At 61.4% G+C, this 14,546-nt stretch carries 12 protein-coding genes; 2 read left to right on the top strand and 10 right to left on the bottom strand.

Translation table 11 applies throughout. The features are described 5' to 3' along the window. Positions 1-45: 45 nt before the first annotated feature. From ycaC to ACM1ZW_RS20985, 6 genes are all read right to left on the bottom strand, one after another. A complete protein-coding gene (gene ycaC / locus ACM1ZW_RS21010; protein ID WP_008032694.1) occupies positions 46-672 on the bottom strand; it encodes an isochorismate family cysteine hydrolase YcaC in 627 nt (208 codons plus the stop codon). A 70-nt stretch (positions 673-742) separates the two neighbouring features. Continuing rightward, entirely contained in the window at positions 743-2,581 is a 1,839-nt protein-coding gene (locus tag ACM1ZW_RS21005; protein ID WP_416739264.1) for an amidohydrolase, read from the bottom strand. Then, complete coding sequence (locus tag ACM1ZW_RS21000) at positions 2,578-3,168, bottom strand: antibiotic biosynthesis monooxygenase (RefSeq protein WP_416739263.1); 591 nt, start codon at positions 3,166-3,168, stop codon at positions 2,578-2,580. The genes ACM1ZW_RS21005 and ACM1ZW_RS21000 overlap by 4 nt, the downstream gene beginning before the upstream one ends. Further along, on the bottom strand, positions 3,161-3,577 hold the full coding sequence (locus ACM1ZW_RS20995; RefSeq protein ID WP_017337932.1) for a DoxX family protein: 417 nt from the start codon (positions 3,575-3,577) through the stop codon (positions 3,161-3,163). The genes ACM1ZW_RS21000 and ACM1ZW_RS20995 overlap by 8 nt, the downstream gene beginning before the upstream one ends. 712 nt (positions 3,578-4,289) lie before the next feature. Continuing rightward, positions 4,290-5,210, bottom strand: coding sequence for a LysR substrate-binding domain-containing protein (locus tag ACM1ZW_RS20990; protein WP_416739262.1), 921 nt, complete (start codon positions 5,208-5,210; stop codon positions 4,290-4,292). Positions 5,211-5,241: 31 nt separating this feature from the next. Then, positions 5,242-6,225, bottom strand: a complete 984-nt coding sequence (locus ACM1ZW_RS20985; protein WP_017337930.1) for an MBL fold metallo-hydrolase — start codon at positions 6,223-6,225, stop codon at positions 5,242-5,244. Between the two features lie 212 nt (positions 6,226-6,437). Between ACM1ZW_RS20985 and ACM1ZW_RS20980 the strand changes: the two genes are divergently transcribed. Next, positions 6,438-6,893 carry a helix-turn-helix domain-containing protein gene (locus ACM1ZW_RS20980; protein WP_017337929.1) on the top strand — a complete coding sequence of 152 codons (456 nt, stop codon included), beginning with the start codon at positions 6,438-6,440 and terminating at the stop codon, positions 6,891-6,893. 29 nt (positions 6,894-6,922) lie between these two features. Here the strand turns inward: ACM1ZW_RS20980 and ACM1ZW_RS20975 are convergent, their stop codons facing one another. The 3 genes from ACM1ZW_RS20975 to ACM1ZW_RS20965 form a co-directional block, all read right to left on the bottom strand. Then, entirely contained in the window at positions 6,923-8,365 is a 1,443-nt protein-coding gene (locus tag ACM1ZW_RS20975) for a catalase (protein ID WP_144425245.1), read from the bottom strand. A gap of 71 nt (positions 8,366-8,436) precedes the next feature. Next, on the bottom strand, positions 8,437-9,261 hold the full coding sequence (locus ACM1ZW_RS20970; protein WP_414884522.1) for an alpha/beta fold hydrolase: 825 nt from the start codon (positions 9,259-9,261) through the stop codon (positions 8,437-8,439). Between the two features lie 31 nt (positions 9,262-9,292). Beyond that, positions 9,293-9,868, bottom strand: coding sequence for a flavodoxin family protein (locus tag ACM1ZW_RS20965; protein ID WP_017337926.1), 576 nt, complete (start codon positions 9,866-9,868; stop codon positions 9,293-9,295). A 357-nt stretch (positions 9,869-10,225) separates the two neighbouring features. On the opposite strand from ACM1ZW_RS20965, the gene ACM1ZW_RS20960 reads away from it, so the two are divergent. Continuing rightward, entirely contained in the window at positions 10,226-13,030 is a 2,805-nt protein-coding gene (locus ACM1ZW_RS20960) for an ATP-binding protein (protein WP_414878854.1), read from the top strand. Here the strand turns inward: ACM1ZW_RS20960 and ACM1ZW_RS20955 are convergent. After that, positions 12,995-14,479, bottom strand: coding sequence for an ATP-binding protein (locus tag ACM1ZW_RS20955; RefSeq protein ID WP_416739261.1), 1,485 nt, complete (start codon positions 14,477-14,479; stop codon positions 12,995-12,997). The genes ACM1ZW_RS20960 and ACM1ZW_RS20955 overlap by 36 nt on opposite strands. Positions 14,480-14,546 lie beyond the last annotated feature (67 nt).

Raw genomic sequence — 14,546 nt, 5'->3', positions numbered from 1 at the left:
AAAAAATACCCGCACATTGGCGGGTATTTTTCATGGCCGGTCGGCTTACTTCGAGGTGAGCACCGAATAGCTGTTCATCAGATTGCGGTAGTTTGGAATGCGCGGCGACAGCAGGTTCGCCAGGCCTTCCATGTCGTTGCGCCAGTCGCCCTGCAGCTCGCACGCCACCGAGAACCAGTTGACCAGTTGAGCACCGGCCGCCGCCATGCGCGCCCAGGCGGCCTGTTGCACGGTTTCGTTGAAGGTGCCCGAAGCGTCGGTCACCACGAACACTTCAAACCCTTCGGCCAGCGCCGACAGCGTCGGGAAGGTCACGCAAACGTCAGTCACCACACCGGCGATGATCAGTTGCTTGCGGCCAGTGGCTTTGACGGCCTTGACGAAGTCTTCGTTGTCCCAGGCGTTGATCTGGCCTGGACGCGGGATGTACGGTGCGTCCGGGAACTGCTCTTTCAATTCCGGAACCATCGGGCCGTTCGGGCCGTTTTCGAAGCTGGTGGTGAGGATGGTCGGCAGTTTGAAGAACTTGGCCACGTCACCCAGGGCCAACACGTTGTTCTTGAATTCGTTCGGCGAGAAGTCCTGAACCAGCGAGATCAGACCGGTCTGATGGTCGACCAACAGGACAACCGCATCGTCTTTGTTCAGGCGTTTGTACGGAACGTTGCTCATGTGAAGCTCCTCGATGGATGGGTGTTACATCAGGCGCCGACACCGCTGCATCGGCGCTTTCTTGTGATCGTCAGAACGCAAAGCACGAGCAGCCAAAGGCGCCCCAGAAACCCGCGAAATCGCTGACCGGCGCATTCGACAAACGCGCCTTTTCATGGCTGTGGGCATGCACGCCGCACGGCCCGCTGCAATGGTGAACCTGCGCCTGCATCGGCGACGTCGGGCGCCAATGACCCGGCACCTTCACCACCGGCGACCAGTCCGGCAGCACCGGCACACTGGCCGGGCCGAGTTTTTCGAAATCACCGGCGGCGTACACCACCTTGCCGCCGACCACGGTCAACACCGATTCGATCCACTTGATCGCTTCTTCGTCGACACTGAAAAAATCTGCGCTCAGGGCCGCGACGTCAGCCAGTTGGCCGACCTTGATCATGCCTTTCTTGCCCTGCTCGGAAGAGAACCAGGCGCTGCCGTGGGTGAACAGTTCCAGCGCGGTTTGACGGGACAGTCCCTCGGCGTGCAGCTCCAGGCCACCGACGGTTCGACCGCTGACCATCCAGTACAACGAGGTCCAGGGGTTGTAACTGGACACTCGCGTCGCGTCGGTGCCGGCGCCGACCGGTACACCTTCGGCCAGCATGCGCTTGATCGGCGGCGTCGCTTCGGCCGCCTTGGCGCCGTAACGCTCGACAAAATATTCGCCCTGGAACGCCATGCGATCCTGAATCGCAATGCCGCCGCCCAACGCCCTCACCCGCTCGATATTCTGTGGAGTGATGGTTTCGGCGTGATCGAAAAACCATGGCAAGCCGTTGAACGGAATGTCGCGGTTGACCTTCTCGAACACGTCGAGCATGCGGCTGATGGATTCGTTGTACGTAGCGTGCAAACGGAACGGCCAGCGCTGCTCCACCAAGTGGCGCACCACTGGCTCCAGCTCGTCTTCCATGGTTTGCGGCAAGTCCGGACGCGGCTCGAGGAAGTCCTCGAAATCCGCCGCGGAGAACACCAGCATTTCCCCGGCGCCGTTGTGCCGCAGGTAATCGTCTCCCTGGTGCAGGGTGACGCTGCTGGTCCAGTTCTTGAAGTCGGCCAGTTCTTCCTTGGGTTTCTGGGTGAACAGGTTGTAGGCAATGCGGATGGTCAGTTGCTGGTCCTTCGCCAACTGCTCGATCACCTGGTAATCGTCCGGATAATTCTGGAAACCACCGCCGGCGTCGATGGCGCTGGTCAGGCCGAGACGGTTGAGTTCGCGCATGAATTGCCGGGTCGAGTTGACCTGATATTCCAGCGGCAGCTTCGGCCCTTTGGCCAGGGTCGAGTACAAAATCATCGCGTTCGGTCGCGCGACCAGCATGCCGGTCGGCTCGCCGTTGCTGTCGCGCACGATCTCGCCACCCGGCGGGTTCGGCGTGTTACGGGTGTAACCGGCCACGCGCAAGGCAGCGCGGTTGAGCAAGGCACGGTCATACAGATGCAGCACGAACACCGGCGTATCCGGCGCGGCCTGGTTGAGTTCTTCCAGGGTCGGCATGCGCTTTTCGGCGAACTGGAATTCGTTCCAGCCACCGACCACCCGTACCCATTGTGGCGTCGGCGTGCGGTCAGCCTGATCCTTGAGCATGCGCAAGGCATCGACCACTGACGGCACACCTTCCCAACGCAGTTCGAGGTTGTAGTTCAAGCCGCCACGAATAAGGTGTAAGTGCGAGTCGTTGAGGCCAGGGATAACGCAGCGACCCTTGAGGTCGATGACCTGGGTGCCGGAGCCGCGCAGGGCCATGGCTTCGGCGTCGGTACCGACCGCGACGAAGCGACCGTCGCTGATGGCCACGGCACTGGCGAGCGGGTTTTGACGGTCAACGGTATGAAATTGGCCATTGAATAGAATCAGATCGGCGTTCATCGCGTTTCCTTGGGCTGAGTGGAAGAGGACAGCCAAGGCGCGAACAACCGCGTCGCCATCGGCATGAACAGGTACACCACCGAGACGACGATGGTCAGCGTGATCAGGAACGTGGCGACCACGTAATTGGACAAAAATGCGTTGAGCCGCAGCAGCGGACCCCAGATCAGCGGCACCAGCAAGGTGTGCGGCAGAATCACCAACAACGTCACCACCGCCTGCTTCCAGCGCGGCGGCGGCGAACCGGTTTCAGCCTGGGGCGCGAACCAGAACTCATTGACCGGGTTGACCTCGGTCTGGTCGCCGTCCGCCAGCATCGGCGTGGCTTCGTTGACCAGTTGCAGCCGTTGCGGCGAATCAAGCCAGTGCTGCATCGCTTCGGTAGAACAAAAGCGCAGCACGCAGGTGTACAGGTCGAGGCCGGCGTTTTTGCCGCGAATCACATCCACGCCCAAGTGCCCTTCCTGCTGCCCGGCAATGCTGACGATGTTGCGCAACCAGGCTTCATAGGGCACTTCAAAACCGGCCTTGACCCGATGCTTGATGACCAGGGTCACGACTTCTTCGAAACGATTGGATTCAGGCATAACGCAAAGCTCCGGCAAATCGGACATTGAGCGCCAGCCGTCCCGGCCCGGCGATAAGAATGCTGGTGAACAGAATCAACAGCAGCCAGCCGAACTGCCCTTCATCGAGGCTCCATTGCGGGTGCACAACCAGCAACGCGACCCACAACACACACAGAATCGGCAGGCACGCCAGACGCACCAACACCCCGAAGATGATCAGCAGCGGACACAACACCTCGGCAAAAATCGCCATCATCAGCGTGACATTCGCGCCCAGGTGAAAAGGGTCTTCGATGACTTGCAGCTGAGCGCTGTAGTTAAGCAGCTTCGGCAGACCATGCACCCACAGCAAAAACAGACCACCGCTGACCCGCAAAAAAAACAGCCCGACGTCCTGGACCCGTTCATCCCATTGCGAAACGTTCATGGGTTACCTGCACAAATGAAAAACCAACGGCGTCAATGCGCCGGGAACTCGTTTGATAGTGCCGGTGTGGGGGCGGAGAAAATTGAATGTACGTGCTCTTTTTGGATGCCGTCGCTCATCCCCCCGCGAATGCGATGGGTCATTGAGCGTGATATTGACTGGCATACCGCCATCGCTGGCAGGCCAGCTCCCAAAGGGATTCCGGTACATCCACAAGAACAGGCCGGCTGTCAGGCCGCCATCGCCGGCAGGCCAGCTCCCACAGGGATCGGGGGCATCAGCGGAAATCGGGTCGGCTGTCAGGCCGCCATCCCACGCAATGGATCAGCGCCCCCCACCCACCAAACCACGAGGCCGAGCGTTAGCTCGCCTTGCGCTCTTGATCTTGATCCACCCGCCCCTTCGGGAGGCTGAGTGGAGGTGTTCATCCGGGGAGTGGCGCGCAGCGCCGTTCGACGCAGTCGAACACGCTGCATGTAGGTCGTCGCGAAGCAGACCGGAGGGCAGTGTCCCCGGATGAATACCGGAGCGAAGGAACGCCGAGCCTCAGCGAGGGGCCGGACGCTCGGGGCGAGCCTTTTTTTGCTTACTTTTTTTTGGCGTTTGAAAAAAAAGTGAGTCGCCGTAAGGGCGAAACCGCCAGCCGCCGTTACCGCAGAAATGGATATGTACTCAATCAGCCAGAACCTGGTCGGCCCAAAGGCCGCCACGTTCAACCCGCAATCGGCAAAGGCCTGGACATGAACTCACTGATCCGAGACCGCAACCACCGCTCCGCCGGATCATTGTCATGCACCCCGCTCCAGGCCATCGACAACTGCGCCGCCTCAATCGGAAACGGCGGATCCTCGGCACGCAAGCCACACCCTTCAACCAACGCACACGCCGCATAATCCGGCACAGTGGCAACCATCTCGGTCCCGGCCAGCAACGCCCGCAACCCACTGAACTGCGGCACCCCCAACACCACCCGCCGACTCCGCCCGATCTTGGCCAGATCCAGATCGATATTGCCGCTCAAATCACCCGAGAACGACACCATCGCATGAGGCCGTTCGCAGTACTCGTCAAGCGACAGCGTTCCCGGCCGTTTATCACCGCGCAGCACCTTGCACGGAATGTCCCGCAACTTCTTGCACTTGGCATTCGCCGGCAAATCCGTGGTGTAACTCACCCCCACAGAAATCTCCCCCGAGGCCAGCAACGCCGGCATCAGCAGATAGTTGGCGCGACGCACCACAACGACGATCCCCGGTGCCTCTTCCTGCAGTTGCCGCAACAACGGCGGAAACAAGCCAAACTCGGCATCGTCCGACAGACCAATGCGAAACACATCGCAACTTGTCGTCGGATCGAATTCCTTCGCCCGGCTGACCGCTCCGGAAATGACATCCATCGCCGGCTGCAACTCCTTGAGAATGGCCAGCGCCCGCCCGGTCGGCTCCATACCGCGACCGTTGCGCAGCAACAACGGATCGTCGAACAAATCCCGCAGCCGTCCCAACGCGGCACTCACCGCCGGTTGCCCCATGAACAGTTTTTCGGCGACGCGAGTCAGGTTCTTTTCGAACATCAACGCCTCGAAAATCACCAACAGGTTCATGTCGACGCGACGCAGATCGTTACGGTTCATAGGCACGGTTTCCTTGGGAGGGCATCGGACTTTACTCGATCAGCGGGACTTTCGCCGCTCGTTTGTAGGGGCCGTATTCGACCGGCACCCACTGGAAGTGCTTGCCCTCTGCCGCGATGTGACCGATACCCGGGAACGGCAAGTGCGCCGCCGTCACCCAGGTCTTGCTCGCAGCGGCATCGCTGAAAACTTTGGCGCGGCTTTTGATCGCCTGCTGACTGTTGACGTCAAATCCGATCGAGACTTCCGGGTGCGAGAACTGCACCGCAAGGTTATGCACCAGATCGCCCATAAACAGGATGCTCTGCCCCTGGGAAGTAAAACGGTACGTGGTACTGCCCGGTGTGTGTCCGGCTTCCAGCGTGGCTTCGACGCCCGGCACAGGCGACTGACCGGCATCGAACGTTTTAAAGCGACCTGCCGCGACGTACGGTGCCGTGGAATCCTGGGCGATTTTGAAATACGGTTTGGCACCCTCGGGGGCCTTGGCGAGGGCCTGGGGATCGAGCCAGTAATCGGCTTCTGCCTTCGCGGCGTAGACCGTGGCGTTGGCAAACACCGGCTTCTGCTGGCCGTCGACCAGTCCGCAGACATGGTCCAGGTGCAGGTGAGTCAACAGGATCGTGTCGACCTGCGAAGGCTCATAGCCGGCGGCTTTCATGTTGTCCGAGAGCATGCCCGCCGTCGCACCGATGCATTGACCGGCGCCGGTATCCACCAGGATCAATTGCTTGCCGGTGTTGATCAGAAAGGCGTTGAACGCGGTCTGCACGCCCGGCGTTTCAATCGAGCGACGAGCCAGCAGCGCGCGAATCTGGCTTTGGGTCAAGCCCTTGAGCAGCTTGGGCGACAGGTCGTTGTAACCATCAAACAGTGCGGTCACCTCAAAATCGCCTACGGCCAATCGGAAGTAGCCGGGCACTTGCGAACCCACCTGCGCCGGTGCCTGAGCCGAGGAAACGCCGGACGCCAGCGCCATCGCGAGGCCCAACGCGCAAATCAGAGAATGTTTCATGCCTTCACCCTTGATCGAATCGCAAAAGCGGCCCTGCCCGGGTCCGCCACATGACATCAATCATGCACGGTCCCCGAGTCCTGAAAATTGCAGCAATGTGCTGAGTTGGCACGGTTGTCCTTAACGGCGCACAGACGAAATTAACAACGTTTAACTCGCCTGCCAGAGCGCTCGCGCCCAAGAATGACGCTCAACCGACACGGACATTTGTCATGGCTCATTCTCAGCAAAACGTCGCTCGCGCGACCGTCACTGAAACGCCAAGGAAGAACACGGGCGGCCTGACCCCGTGGCGCGAAAGCCTGGCCAAGCAACTGATCCTTGAACGTCTGGGGGAAACCATAGAAGTGACCGAACTGGCCCGCGCCTGCGCGCTCTCGCGCAGCCATTTCTCCCGCGCGTTCAAGTGCAGCACCGGCCTCTCGCCCCAGGACTGGATTCGCCAGCAGCGCATTGCCCGCGCCAAGCAACTGATTCAGAGCACCGACCTCAGCCTGACCCAGATCAGCCTCGAATGCGGCTTCTGTGACCAGGCACACTTCTGCCACATCTTCACCCGCAGCGAAGGTATCAATCCGTTTGCGTGGCGTTGCCGCGCTGTGCGCGGGCTCGACAGCAAAAGATCGCAGACTTCGCCAGCGGCTGCAGGTATGTGCATAACCCTGTAGCCGCTGCTAAAGCCTGCGATCCTGCTTTATTAAACCAACGGCACCAACCGTTCCAACGCCTCGGCCACGCCAAACCCGTACGCCGGATCAGCCTTGGTGCAATTGTCGATATGGCGCTGACGAATCGCCTGCGGCACGCCGTTCATGGCCCGCGCGGTGTTGTCGAACAGCAACTGTTTACGCACCGGGTCCAGCAAACGAAACAGATTGCCCGGCTGCTCGTAATGATCCTCCTCCAGCCGATGATCATAGTGTTGCGCAAAACCTTCCAGGGGCAGCGGTGGCTCGGCCAGTTCCGGCGAATCCTGCCACTCGCCGACGCTGTTCGGGAAATAGCTGGCGGTGCCACCCAGGTTGCCGTCCGTGCGCATGGCGCCGTCGCGATGGTAACTGTGGGCCGGGCAACGCGGGGCGTTAACCGGAATGTGGTTGAAGTTCACGCCCAGACGATAACGCTGGGCATCGCCGTAGGAAAACAGCCGCGCCTGGAGCATGCGGTCCGGCGAGAAGCTCACGCCCGGCACCACGTTGGCGGGCGAGAACGCCGCTTGCTCGATCTCGGCGAAGTGGTTTTCGGCGTTGCGATTGAGCTCCATGATGCCCACTTCAATCAGCGGAAACTCGCCGTGCGGCCAGACCTTGGTCAGGTCGAACGGGTTGTGCCGGTAGTTGATCGCCTGCTGTTCTTCCATCACCTGAATGCACAGTTTCCAGCGCGGAAAGTTGCCCTGCTCGATGACTTCGTACAAGTCCCGCAGATTGCTTTCGCGATCCTTGCCGACCACGGCTTCTGCCTCGGCGTCCGAGAGGTTTTCGATACCCTGCTGGCAGACAAAATGAAACTTCACCCAAACGCGTTTGTTGTCGCGGTCGATCAGGCTGAAGGTGTGACTGCCGAAGCCGTGCATGTGACGGAAGCTGGTAGGAATCCCGCGATCGCTCATCACGATGGTCACCTGGTGCAGCGCCTCGGGCAGCAGGGTCCAGAAATCCCAGTTGCTGGTGGCGTTACGCAGGCCGGTGCGCGGGTCGCGCTTGACCACGTGGTTGAGGTCGGAGAAACGCAGCGGGTCGCGGAAGAAAAATACCGGCGTGTTGTTGCCGACAATGTCCCAGTTGCCTTCGTCGGTATAGAACTTCACCGCGAAACCACGGATGTCGCGCTCGGCATCCGCCGCGCCACGCTCGCCGGCTACCGAGGAGAAGCGCACGAACAGCGGCGTTTCCTTGCCCACGGCGCTGAAAATACTGGCCTTGGTGTAGCGGCTGATGTCATGGGTGACGGTGAACGTGCCGTAGGCGCCCGCCCCCTTGGCGTGCATGCGTCGCTCGGGGATCAGTTCGCGGTCGAAGTGGGCGAGTTTTTCCAGCAACCAGATGTCTTGTAAAAGTGCCGGCCCACGAGGGCCGGCAGTCTGGATATTGAGGTTGTCGACCACCGGCGCGCCGGTGGCGTTGGTCAGCTTTTTCATGGTCATGTACTCGAAGAATTCAGCTCATCAGGAGCAAAAACGGCGCGGATCTAGGCCCGCGCCGGTATGCATCAACCCTTGAGGAACGCCAGCAGATCGGCGTTGAGCTGATCCTTGTGAGTGTCAGTCAAGCCATGGGGCGCGCCCGGGTAGACCTTGAGCGTAGAACCTTTCACCAGTTTCGCCGAAGCGATCCCCGCAGCTTCAATCGGCACCACCTGGTCCGCATCGCCATGCACCACCAGGGTCGGCACGTCGAACTTCTTCAGGTCTTCGGTGAAGTCGGTTTCGGAGAACGCCTTGATGCAGTCATAAGCGTTCTTGTGGCCGGAGGTCATGCCTTGCATCCAGAACCAGTCGATCATGCCTTGCGAGGGTTTGGCGTCCGGCTTGTTGAAGCCGAAGAACGGACCGCTGGCGAGGTCGATGTAGAGTTGCGAACGATCGGCCAGGGAGGCCTGACGAATGCCGTCAAACACTTCAATCGGCAAACCGCCGGTGTTGGCTTCGGTCTTGAGCATCAGTGGCGGCACCGAGGAAATCAGCCCGGCCTTGGCCACCCGGCCAGTACCATGGCGACCAATGTAACGCGCCACTTCGCCGCCGCCGGTGGAGAAGCCGAACAGCACGGCGTCTTTCAGGTCCAGCAACTCGATCAGTTGCGCCAGGTCATCGGCGTAGGTGTCCATGTCGTTGCCGGTCCACGGCTGACTGGAACGGCCGTGACCACGGCGGTCGTGGGCGATCACCCGGTAGCCTTGGGAGGCGAGGAAGATCATCTGCGATTCCCAGCTGTCGGCGTTCAGTGGCCAGCCGTGGCTGAAGACGATGGGCTGACCGGTGCCCCAGTCCTTGTAGTAGATCTCGGTTCCGTCTCGGGTCGTGAACGTACTCATGCGATGTCTCCTTAGTGAGTGTCGGGGTGAATCAAACCGGTGAGTGGCTCATGCGATCGGCCAGCCGCGCCACGCGCTCGCCCAGGTGCGCGGCAGTGCAACGGTCTTCGGCGGGCGGTGCGAATTCGGGGGACTGTTCGACATTCGATTGCGCCATGGCGCCCAGCGAGCTGCCGAGGCGGTTGAGTTGCCCGTCGAACACGCCGACGCCGGAGCGCGCGGGCAGCAGGTCGAGACCGACCCAGATCATCGAATGCTGGGCGGCGAAAACCGCCATCTGCAGCAAGGTATTGAGTTTGTCGCCGCACAGGCAGCCGGAATTGGTGAAACCGGCAGCCAGTTTGTCGCGCCAGGGTTGAGCCAGGTAGAACGCCGCCGTGGCTTCCATGAACCCCTTGAAGCGCGCCGAGGCGCTGCCCATGTAGGTCGGCGCGCCAAAGATGATCGCGTCGGCGTTGTGCAAACGGTCCCAATGCTGGTGCACGTCCTCGACCGGAATCAGCAGGCACGTGCTGCCCAGGTGCCGTTCCACACCTTGGGCCACGGCCTCGGCCATGACCCGGGTGTGCCCGTAGCCGCTGTGATAGACCACCACCACGTTGCTCATTCCGGCGTCCTCATGACGAATCATTCCCTTTGCAACAAGGCTCAGTACCAGCCAGCCAACGCCGCTCCCACAGGTTTTCACTGCAGCTGACCGGTGGATGTTGAAGAAGCAGAGTTTTGGGCGTAGACCAGACGCAGCACGAGTTAAACGTTGTTAATTTTCCCTGGCGCGCCAAAAGCCCCGACATCACCTTTGCGAGTACCGCGCCCAATAAATACGGAACTCACGAACAAAGACGGCAAACGGCCGGGCCAGATGCCCTCCGAAAACCATTGCACCGTGCATTGCACAGATCGACAAACCTGACGAATATGTTCGAGAACCGCATACCAGACGGTTGCAAGCAGGAGTGCCCCGTTGTCCCTTTCACCCGTACAGGCCATCCATTTCGGCCCCTACCGGATCTATCCCGGCCAACGCCTGGTGATGGAAGCCGAGCATCCCGTGCGTCTGGGCCGGCGTGCCATGGACATTCTGCTGATCCTTCTGGAGCACGCCGGGAATGTGGTCAGCAAACAGGAACTGATCGCCAGGGTCTGGCCCAAAAGCGTTGTCGAAGACATCAACCTTCGGGTGCACATGGCGGCATTGCGCAAGGCGCTGGGCGATGGTCAGGCCGGCCAGCGGTACATCGTCACCGTGGCCCAGCGTGGCTACAGCTTTGTCGCGCCGTATTCGCTGGGATACATCGAGCAACCCGCGGCGAGTCAGGCACCGGCGCCGAGCGTCCACAACCTGCCGGTGCGTCGAACCCGCATGATCGGGCGTCAGTCCCTCGTCGACAGTCTGGTGGTGCAGTTGTCACGCCAGCGATTCATCACCCTGGTCGGTCCCGGCGGGATCGGCAAGACCACCGTGGCCCTGCGCGTCGCCGAGCAACTGATCGGGCGTTATCGGGACGGCATTCGCCTGCTGGACCTGGCACCGATCAACGACCCGGCGATGATCACCGCGCATCTGGCGACCTTGCTCGAACTGCCCTTGCACGGCGCCGAACCGATGAGCGGCCTCGCGGCATTCCTGCGCGATCGGCAAATGTTGTTGGTGATCGATAACTGCGAACACCTGATCGACGCGGTCGCCTTGCTGAGTGAAAGCCTACTGCGCGCCGCGCCCGAGGTGCATATTCTGGCCACGAGCCGCGAGAGCCTGCGGGCCGAAGGTGAATTCGTCCAGCGCCTTGGGTCACTGGACTGCCCCCCGCCCATCGCCGTGCTCGACCGCGCCCAGGCCCTGACGTTTTCGGCCTTGCAACTGTTTGTCGAACGGGCGATGGCCAGCCACGACAGTTTCGAACTGACCGATGACGAACTGCCGCTGGCGATTGAAATCTGCCGGCGCCTGGACGGCATTCCACTGGCGATCGAACTGGCGGCCGCGCAAGTCAACAGCCTCGGATTGAGCGGATTGCTGACGCAACTGCAGGGCAGCTTTCGCCTGCTCACCCAAGGCTGTCAGACCACCTTGGGCCGGCATCAAACCCTGCGCGCCACGCTGGACTGGAGCTTCGAACTGCTCAGCCCCTGTGAGCAAGTCTGCCTGCGCCGACTGGGTGTGTTCAGGGGCGGTTTCACACTGGAGTCCGCTGCGGCAGTGATCGTCGGCGAACACATCGAACCCCGTGAGGTGTTTGGATCGATCACCCAACTGGTGGCCAAATCGCTGTTGAACGTTGAGGTCGGTGATGAAGAGGTGTTTTACCGTCTGCTCGACACGACCCGCAGTTATGCGCTGGAAAAACTCGACCAGGCCACCGACCTGCCCGACACCCGAAAACGTCACGCCGAACGCTGCCTGGCCTTGATGCATCAGGCCCAGCACGAATGGGAGGCGATCCAGACGTGCACGTGGATCGAGCGATATGCCCGCAGCCTGGAAGACATCCGTGCCGCCCTCGACTGGGGATTGAACGCGCAAGGGCCGCAAGCCTTGGCGATCCGCCTCGCTGCGACGTCAGCTCCGCTGTGGCAGGAATTGTCGCTGCTCAGGGAGCACGGCGTGTACGTGCGCAAGGCGCTGGCCTTGCTGGACGCCGCGCCCGAGCCTTGCCCTCGGCTGAAAATGGCCCTCAAGCTGGCCCTCGGCAGCTCGTGTTATCACACCCAGGGCGGCACGGCGGAGACCGTCGAGGCTTTCGTCAGCGCCAGGACTCTGGCGAGACAGTGCGACGACCTGGCCGGTCAACTGCGAGCCGTGTCCGGCCACATGGCGGTCAACCTCAGTTGCGCCCACTATCAAATGGCCCTCGAGCAGAGCCGGCAATTTGATCGGTTGGGCGTGCACGGCGATCCGGTGTTGTCCCTCAGCACCCACCGCTTGCGGGTATTGGCCCTGCATTTTGCCGGGGACCAGCCACAGGCGCGGTTGAATGCCGAACAGGTTCTCCAACGCATGACCCAGAGCGGGCATCTCAACCGCTTCACCCACGGTTTTGGTGTGCAATACGACCAGAGCGTCGCCTCACTGACGATTCTGGCGCGCATTCTCTGGTTGCAGGGTCAACCGGAACAAGCCTGGCGCACGGCCCGACAGGCACTGGACATTGCCTTGCAGATCAACCACGGCACCTCCATCTGCTACACCCTGGCGCTGGCCAGTTGCCTGATCGCTCACTACAACGGCGACACCCGCACCGCTCGCGAACTCTTGCGTCTGCTGCTGGAACAAGCGCAAAAACACTCGGTACTGCTGTTCTACACCTGGGCCCTGCACTACGCCCAGGTGATCGACCACGCCGAGGTGCGCTCGTCCCTCCTGCCGGGCGTGGGGCTGATCAAGGACATCATGGTCACGCTGGACACCGGCTTCGTCGATGACGCCTCCTTGCAACGGGCGGACACCGGCATGGCCGGCTGGAGCACGGCGGAAATCCTCCGCGCCAGGGCTGATGCACTGCTGGCGCAAGGTTGCCCGTTGAAAACCGAAGCAGCCGAAGCCGTGTTGATTCGGGCCTTGAACGTGGCAAAACACCAGGGTGCCCTTGCCTGGGAATTGCGTAGCGCCACTTCACTGGCACAGCTTTGGCAGCGACAGGGCCGGCACCGGCAAGCCCATACGTTGCTGTTGCCGGTCTATAACCGGTTCACTGAGGGTTTTGCCACGCCAGACCTGACCAAGGTGCGCCGGTTACTCGATGAGTTGCAACGCCACCTGCCCGCTTGATGTCCAGCGCGTCCGGCTGATGTAGCGGGCGTAACGCATTTCCAAGGTCCGCAGCTCACCGCTGTGTTCAAGTTTTTCGAGGGCGTAGGCGCGCGTGGTGTTGAGAAAGCGGTATCGGCTCAATCCACCGCCCTGCTCCAGCGACAGCAGCGATTTCAGCGCCAGGCTTTCCACCACCTCAATCACACGTCCGGGCAGCAGCGCCGTGCAACCGAGCACGCCAATCGCCGCGTCCAGTGTAAAGGCCATTTTGAACACCGCCAGACGCTTCAACACGGTTTGCTCCAGCGGACTCAGGTGTTCATAGCTCCAGTCCAGCGCGGCTTTAAGGGTTTGATGGCGGGGCACGGCGGTGCGCCGGCCGTGGCTCAGAAGCTGAAAACAGTTGTCGAGTTGGGCTTGCACGCCCACCAGCGCCAACGCGTCGATTTGTGCGGCCGCCAACTCGATGGCCAACGGTATTCCGTCGAGGCGGCGACAGATTTCGCGCACAGCCTTGAGGTCCTGTTCGCGCAGGGCAAACCCTTGCTGACGGGCACGGGCGCGACTGACGAACAGTTGCACCGCCGAATAGCCCATGGCCTCCGCCACACTGTGCAATGCCGACGCTGGCGGCACCGCCAGTGGCGGCAAACGCTGGACCGATTCTCCCTGCGCGTTGAGCGGCTCTCGACTGGTAACCAGGATCGACAGACGCGGTGCGGACTTCAGCAGGTCCTCGACCAGCGTGCGGCAGCGTTCGAGCAGGTGCTCGCAATTGTCCAGCACCAGCAAAGCATGGCGCTGCTGTAACGTATCGAGTGTCGTCCCGACCTCCAGTTCAAGCGCCCGGGTCAGCTGATCGACCACCTGCGCCGGATCATCGATTGCCGCGAAATCGACTAGCCAGACGCCGTCCTGATAGTGCTGCAAAAGCAGTTCGGCCACACGCAACGCCACGGTGGTCTTGCCGATGCCAGCGGGCCCCACCAGGGTCATGAAGCGTCGAACCGGCAATTGCCGGACCAGGCTGCCGACGATCGAATCGCGACCGGTGACCGGTGTGAGCCGCGCGTGCAGGTTGTGTTGAAGTTTTTGAGCCGTCTCGATCGACACCAGAGAACACGCCGGCACACGTTGCACCGCCGCAATGAAGCTGTAGCCCCGTTGGGGAATGTTGACGATATAGCGCTGCCCGTTCTGCCCGTCGCCCAAGGCGCGACGCAGCGCTGCGATGTGCACACGCAGGTTGATGTCCTCGACCACCGAAGTCGGCCAGACGAGCGCGATCAATTCGTCCTTGCTGACGACAGTGCCTGCACGCTGGACCAGCACCTGCAGGATATCCAGGGCCCGCCCGCCCATGCGCAGCGGCCGGGCACCGTCCAGGATCAACCGTTGCCGCAGGTGGAGTGCGTAGGGGCCGAATTGCAGCACTGCATCGCTGTTCAAATTTGTCATGCTGTTCATGCACGTTCACGTGCGCAAACCCGGGGCGGCTAAAAGGACTGCACATTCATCGCGCGCCAGGCTCACG

The organism is Pseudomonas sp. NFX71 (assembly GCF_048079215.1).
In the GTDB taxonomy this organism is placed as follows: Bacteria; Pseudomonadota; Gammaproteobacteria; order Pseudomonadales; family Pseudomonadaceae; genus Aquipseudomonas; species Aquipseudomonas fluorescens_B.
This window is presented reverse-complemented; position numbering and strand designations above follow the sequence as displayed.

Excerpts from the sequence above, each read along its gene's own strand:
- ycaC (WP_008032694.1), bottom strand. The coding sequence starts at position 672 with ATGAGCAACGTTCCGTACAAACGCCTGAACAAAGACGATGCGGTTGTC.
- ACM1ZW_RS21005 (WP_416739264.1), bottom strand. The coding sequence starts at position 2,581 with ATGAACGCCGATCTGATTCTATTCAATGGCCAATTTCATACCGTTGAC.
- ACM1ZW_RS21000 (WP_416739263.1), bottom strand. The coding sequence starts at position 3,168 with ATGCCTGAATCCAATCGTTTCGAAGAAGTCGTGACCCTGGTCATCAAG.
- ACM1ZW_RS20995 (WP_017337932.1), bottom strand. The coding sequence starts at position 3,577 with ATGAACGTTTCGCAATGGGATGAACGGGTCCAGGACGTCGGGCTGTTT.
- ACM1ZW_RS20990 (WP_416739262.1), bottom strand. The coding sequence starts at position 5,210 with ATGAACCGTAACGATCTGCGTCGCGTCGACATGAACCTGTTGGTGATT.
- ACM1ZW_RS20985 (WP_017337930.1), bottom strand. The coding sequence starts at position 6,225 with ATGAAACATTCTCTGATTTGCGCGTTGGGCCTCGCGATGGCGCTGGCG.
- ACM1ZW_RS20980 (WP_017337929.1), top strand. The coding sequence starts at position 6,438 with ATGGCTCATTCTCAGCAAAACGTCGCTCGCGCGACCGTCACTGAAACG.
- ACM1ZW_RS20975 (WP_144425245.1), bottom strand. The coding sequence starts at position 8,365 with ATGAAAAAGCTGACCAACGCCACCGGCGCGCCGGTGGTCGACAACCTC.
- ACM1ZW_RS20970 (WP_414884522.1), bottom strand. The coding sequence starts at position 9,261 with ATGAGTACGTTCACGACCCGAGACGGAACCGAGATCTACTACAAGGAC.
- ACM1ZW_RS20965 (WP_017337926.1), bottom strand. The coding sequence starts at position 9,868 with ATGAGCAACGTGGTGGTGGTCTATCACAGCGGCTACGGGCACACCCGG.
- ACM1ZW_RS20955 (WP_416739261.1), bottom strand. The coding sequence starts at position 14,479 with ATGAACAGCATGACAAATTTGAACAGCGATGCAGTGCTGCAATTCGGC.